At 66.6% G+C, this 4,738-nt stretch carries 4 protein-coding genes and 1 pseudogene; all 5 read right to left on the bottom strand.

Translation table 11 applies throughout. From position 1 onward, the window contains the following. Positions 1–202 precede the first annotated feature (202 nt). A complete protein-coding gene (locus ACWDZ7_RS42565) occupies positions 203–2,302 on the bottom strand; it encodes a tyrosine-type recombinase/integrase (protein WP_451804300.1) in 2,100 nt (699 codons plus the stop codon). Next, positions 2,296–3,111, bottom strand: a complete 816-nt coding sequence (locus ACWDZ7_RS42560) for a tyrosine-type recombinase/integrase (protein ID WP_451804298.1) — start codon at positions 3,109–3,111, stop codon at positions 2,296–2,298. Before ACWDZ7_RS42560 ends, ACWDZ7_RS42565 begins: the two co-directional genes overlap by 7 nt. Then, complete coding sequence (locus tag ACWDZ7_RS42555) at positions 2,996–3,388, bottom strand: hypothetical protein (RefSeq protein ID WP_451804302.1); 393 nt, start codon at positions 3,386–3,388, stop codon at positions 2,996–2,998. Before ACWDZ7_RS42555 ends, ACWDZ7_RS42560 begins: the two co-directional genes overlap by 116 nt. A gap of 207 nt (positions 3,389–3,595) precedes the next feature. Continuing rightward, positions 3,596–4,474, bottom strand: a complete 879-nt coding sequence (locus tag ACWDZ7_RS42550) for a hypothetical protein (protein ID WP_451804296.1) — start codon at positions 4,472–4,474, stop codon at positions 3,596–3,598. A 77-nt stretch (positions 4,475–4,551) separates the two neighbouring features. Continuing rightward, positions 4,552–4,738, bottom strand: a pseudogene (locus ACWDZ7_RS42545) (hypothetical protein); the annotation flags it as partial.

The following is a 4,738-nucleotide window of genomic DNA, read 5'->3' as shown; positions in this document are numbered from 1 at the left end:
CCTCGCGACTTCTGCTGAGCCCTCCAGCCCCGCAGCATTGCGTCGAACATCGCGTCCTCCGGACGCAGTTGGACCACGCCGGACACGAGCTCCATCTGAGCAGCCCCGGCCAGGGCCACCTTCTGCTGATGCACCACTCCAGACCATCCCTTCTGGAGGGCAGATCATGCATCAGACGGGATCTATCTGGCAACATGCCTGCTCAGACGGTTCGTTCGTAGTAGCGTTGGAGTTCGTCAGTCCGTCGCCCTGAGCTTGCGACCTGCGACTTCTCGCCCGTCTGATGCAATTCCCGAGGGTTGTTGTAGCCCATCGTGGTGTTGATGTCGGAGTGACCTGCGAGGACCTGCGCGATGTGGGGCGGCAGGCCGCTGCGGATTGCGTCGGTGATGAAGATCCTGCGGAAGTCGTGCGGAGCGAAGTCGAGGGGCTGGCCCGCGGAGTCGGTGAGCCCTGTTCGTTCCAGGACCTCATTGAGACCGTTGCGGATCAGTTGGCGGGACACCGGTGTGCGCTGGCCTCCGTATGTCCATTGGAACAGCAGCGGCATCGGCGGGTTCCAGATCTTCTCCGCGACGTCGTAGTTGGGCAGCATCGGGATCGCGCCTGTTCGAGGGTCACGGACGCGGGCGATGATCGTGCTGAGGACGTCGGCCAATTCCGGGCTGACGAGGAGAAGCCGTTCTTCGTCTGTTTTCGAGGGAGCGACTTGGAGCAGAGGCACTATGTCACCGCTGGTGGGCAGCTTGTACTGGATCAAGGCGTGATGGCTGGCCTCCAGCATCTCCTCGATCCGGACGCCGGTGTGCTGCAGGAATTCGATCGTGGCCCAGGCCCAGAAGGCCCGTTCCTCGAGCAGTCCCAGATGGATGCGTCGGCCGGACTCGTCGTAGGCCCGGAACGGAGTCGACGAGTCCTTCTTCTGGCGCGTGTAGGTTCTGCCTCTGACCGTGAACTGGCCGCCGAGTGGGGCGGCCTGCAGGGCGTCCATCCCCTCACGGGCCTCTGTCCAGTTCGCCTTAGCGGCGCGGACGACGGTGGACAGCGCGGGCAGTCGTTCGCGGGTGCGCTGGTCCATCTTGGCCTTGCGGCGTTTCTCGTGCTTGGAGGTACTGGCGTCGGCGGCGCTGACCGGGCAGGGAGCAACCCACGGGCCCCAGCGTTCTGGTTCCTCGACGGCCCAGTGGGCCAGGTCGAGGTGGAGGGCTCGAACTCCGATCATGAGGTTGCCGTAGTTGGCCCGCTCCGTCACCGCCTCATGGACTGTGCCATCCGGCAGCCGGCGGCGTGTGACCTTCGTCCGGCTGACCTGCTTCCATGCGCTCACGACTTCAGGCGGCAGCCGGAGTGTGTCGATGCCGGGCTGGATGCGCTCAATCTGCAGCCAGAAGTTCCTCACAAGCGTCCGGGACGCGTCCTCCAAGGACGTGTAGTCCATGGTGGGCTGGCGTTCCTTGAGGTACTCGACCAGCAGGTCCCGGATGGGCTTGGACTGGGGCCGGTAGCGGTCGACGAGCTGCTCGACCGAGACCTGACCGGACGTGCGGTGCAGGAGCCTCAGTGACACAGGCGCGTCGGGCGGCAGGTGACCCAGGTCCCTCAGCCAGAAGTAGAACAGGCTCTGACCGCCCGACGTGGCCCGCTGAGCTCGATGCGCCTCCATGTACTCAATGGCGTCTCCGACATTGATGTCGGCCAGACCCCCACCCTTGGCGATGACCAGTTTGACCAGCACGTTCTTGGCGAGGATGCCGAGGTGAGAGGACCACGCTTCTGGGCCCACCAACTCCTGAAGGCGGGCAAATCCCTCAGGGTCACGGTACTGGCAGATGATGGCACGCAGATTGGTCGAGGTCCGGGTGAGCTGCCAGTGGAGCGATGGCCGGAGCACATCGGCGCAGACCAGGGCGAACAGGCCCGTGTTCAGGATGCCGTTCGCATTCGCCGCGTCGTAGCCGACCCAGCTGGCGTTGAGCTTGTTCCACTGTGCCCCGGTCGAGGTTGCGGCGGAAGTCGCGTTCCATCGTTGTTGCCAGGTGGCGCCCGGCTGGTCCAGGAGCCATCGGAGAATCAGCGTTGCGCCCCGGCGCCGGTAGAAGTGAGTGGACTCGCTCGCGGCCCGTAACGGAGGCCGGTTCAGCCGGGCCACGACCTCTTCGTAGGACTGGCTGGTGGCAGGCCAGGCGTCCTCGTAGGGCCGCGGCGGGAAACGCTTCTTGGCGGCCCGGAGGGCCTCGCCGGCGAGTGGCTGTGCATCTCGGATGGCGGCCGGCGCGCGCAATGTCTCTGTGCTCATCACCATGAGTTCCCGAAGAGAGTCTTCAGTGAGTCGGGGCTGTAGCCGGGGGCCGGTGGCGCGGGCGGTCGGTCACGCTGCTCTGCCCGGCGTGCATGATGGGCGCGGACGCGTTCGATCACTTCGTCTTGGCTGGCCGGAAGGTAGAGCTGTGTGGACGTCAGATGCGCGTGACCGAGGACCCATTGGACGTCGGTCAGGGGCATGTTGGGGTCGTGGGCGAGCCGGTAGGACGCGGTGTGGCGTAGGTCGTGGAGCGTCCAGTTTGCCCCGAGGAGATCGTTGGCCCGGTTGAACATCGCGCGCGCCGCGTCGTAGTTCAGCGGTCGCCAGGGCCGCCTCAGGGTCCACCACAACGGCAGGTTCTTGCCCCGCGGGATGCCGTCTCGCCGTGTTTCCCCTTGGTAGAGGCGCAGCCAGACGAAGGCGTCGGTTGAGCAAGGAAGCTGCTGGTAGGCGCGGGATCCCTTTCGGATCACGCCGACCAACTGCTGTCCGGGGAGGGCATCGCGCTGCCGACTGGTGAGCAGTTCTTCTGCGCGGGCCCCGTTGGAAACCCAGAAGGCCAGTAGAGCGCGATCTCGGTTGTGCCGGAGGGCGGCGAACAACGCGTTGAACATCTCGTCCGGGATGCGCCGGGGCGCACGTTTCGAGATGGTCGGCCGGTAGCGGCCTGTCCGCTCTTGGGCAAAGGGCCGGTCAGGCGTGTGGTGGGCGTTCGCGCGGCCGCTGCGACGCGAGCGGTCGAGCGGAAACGGGTTGATGATCGGCCCGGTGCCCTCGTCCCGGTGGAAGTCGTAGAACGTGCGGAGCACGGTTTCGCAGTGCGCGCGCGTCCTCGCGGCGTACTGCGGGCCAGGTGAGACCTTGCCCGTGATGGCGTTCGGCGTACCGGGGGATTTTCTTTCGGGTCGTCCGCGGCTTCGGCGTCGTTTCCTCGGAGTGGCCCGCCTTCCGGTGTCGCCAGTGCAGGCGCTGGGGCTTGTTCGCGATCTGCATCCACCGAATGAAATCCCGTGCATCCATACGCGTTGCTCGGTTCCACTCGATGTCGAGAGCCCACAGGAACCGCCACCAGCGCAGCAGGTCCATGCCATATGAGCGGACCGTGGAGGCAGGTTTGTCCTCTGCCTGCAGTTCGGCGAAGAAGACGCGGACGGGGTCGACAACAACGCCATCCTGGTCGAGCAACTGGTACGGCGCCCACTGATCGCCGGTCTCGTGCAGCCTGCCTAACTCGGGCAGGGCAAAGGCCGTCAAGTCCCGGTCGGGGACATCACCTTGAAGCATCCCGAGAAGCTAGCGGAAAGGCCCTCTGACTTGCAAGAACTCACGAGTTAGTTCGGTTAACGGGGCGCGGACGTAGCCGTGTTCGTGGCAGTGGTCGAGGACGTCGGCGGGCGCGGTGCGGCAGACGGCGCACGCCCAACCAGCCACCCTGCGGGCGGCATCGGGCTTCTTGCTGAGCACCGAGTACAGCTGACCTTCCAGCTCTCTGTTGTACGGGCGCAGTGAGGTGACGGGGCCCTGGGGGCTCGTCACCTGCCGGCCATCGGCGCCTTGGGCCTGATGGGGGCGTGCGGGCGGTCCGACGGCTGCGGTTGCCTGGCGGGCCCGTGCGGCTTGCAGCCACTGCGTTTCGTTGTGCTCGGCCGCATCCAGCAGCCTGACCACAGCGCGCGGCAGCCACCACGTGCGCTGTGTCTGGTCGCGGTGCCGCTCCACGAGCATCTGTCGCCAGTCGATCCCCGCCAGATGGTTCGACCGGCCGGCTTCACGTCGTGCTGCCCGCTCGGGGCCGCCCAGCTCCTGCAGTTCCTCCGCGATGCGCCGGCGCCAACGCAGGGGCGTCTCCTCGTTGTACTCCTGCCCCCGCGTCCCACGGAACGGACCGATGCGGATCAGGTCGTGGCGGTCCATCCCCACCGCATTCAGTTCCGCGGCTGCCCGGCGCACCTCGACCTCGTGCACGCTCCACTGACCGCCGTTCGCCCTCACCGTTGCCACCACATGGCCGCCGAGCAGGACGTGCCCCGCCCGGGCATGAGCAGGAGAGCAGGTGAACGCCCCAAAGGCCGTCGGTACAGCGCTGTCAGCCGTCAGCTCGGCCCACAGAGCGTCCGCGGCACTCAGGGTGATCAGGCCGTCCGTACGACCGGGCATGACACGCTCTGACATATCGACAGGCTAACGGCCCAGCGGGCCGTAGTCGCACGAGACCGCGGTGGCGCCGCCATGCTCGGGCACCTTGGACGTCAAGCAACGGGGTCTTCGGTCCGGACGAGCGGCGCCGCGGATGAGGTGACGGTCGCCGCAACCCCGGCGTTGGTGATGAGCATGTCCAGAAGCGAGAGCAGCGCACCGCGCGCGTCGTCACGGGAGCGGGCATCGAGCAAGTGGATGGGTGTGTTCGGGTCACGCAGATGCAGCGCCGCCCTGATC

The organism is Streptomyces sp. NPDC003032 (assembly GCF_053591415.1).
This window is presented reverse-complemented; position numbering and strand designations above follow the sequence as displayed.

What these genes read in the sequence shown, in the direction of transcription:
- ACWDZ7_RS42565 (WP_451804300.1), bottom strand. Translation starts at nt 2,302, where the DNA reads ATGGTGATGAGCACAGAGACATTGCGCGCGCCGGCCGCCATCCGAGAT.
- ACWDZ7_RS42555 (WP_451804302.1), bottom strand. Translation starts at nt 3,388, where the DNA reads ATGGACCTGCTGCGCTGGTGGCGGTTCCTGTGGGCTCTCGACATCGAG.
- ACWDZ7_RS42550 (WP_451804296.1), bottom strand. Translation starts at nt 4,474, where the DNA reads ATGTCAGAGCGTGTCATGCCCGGTCGTACGGACGGCCTGATCACCCTG.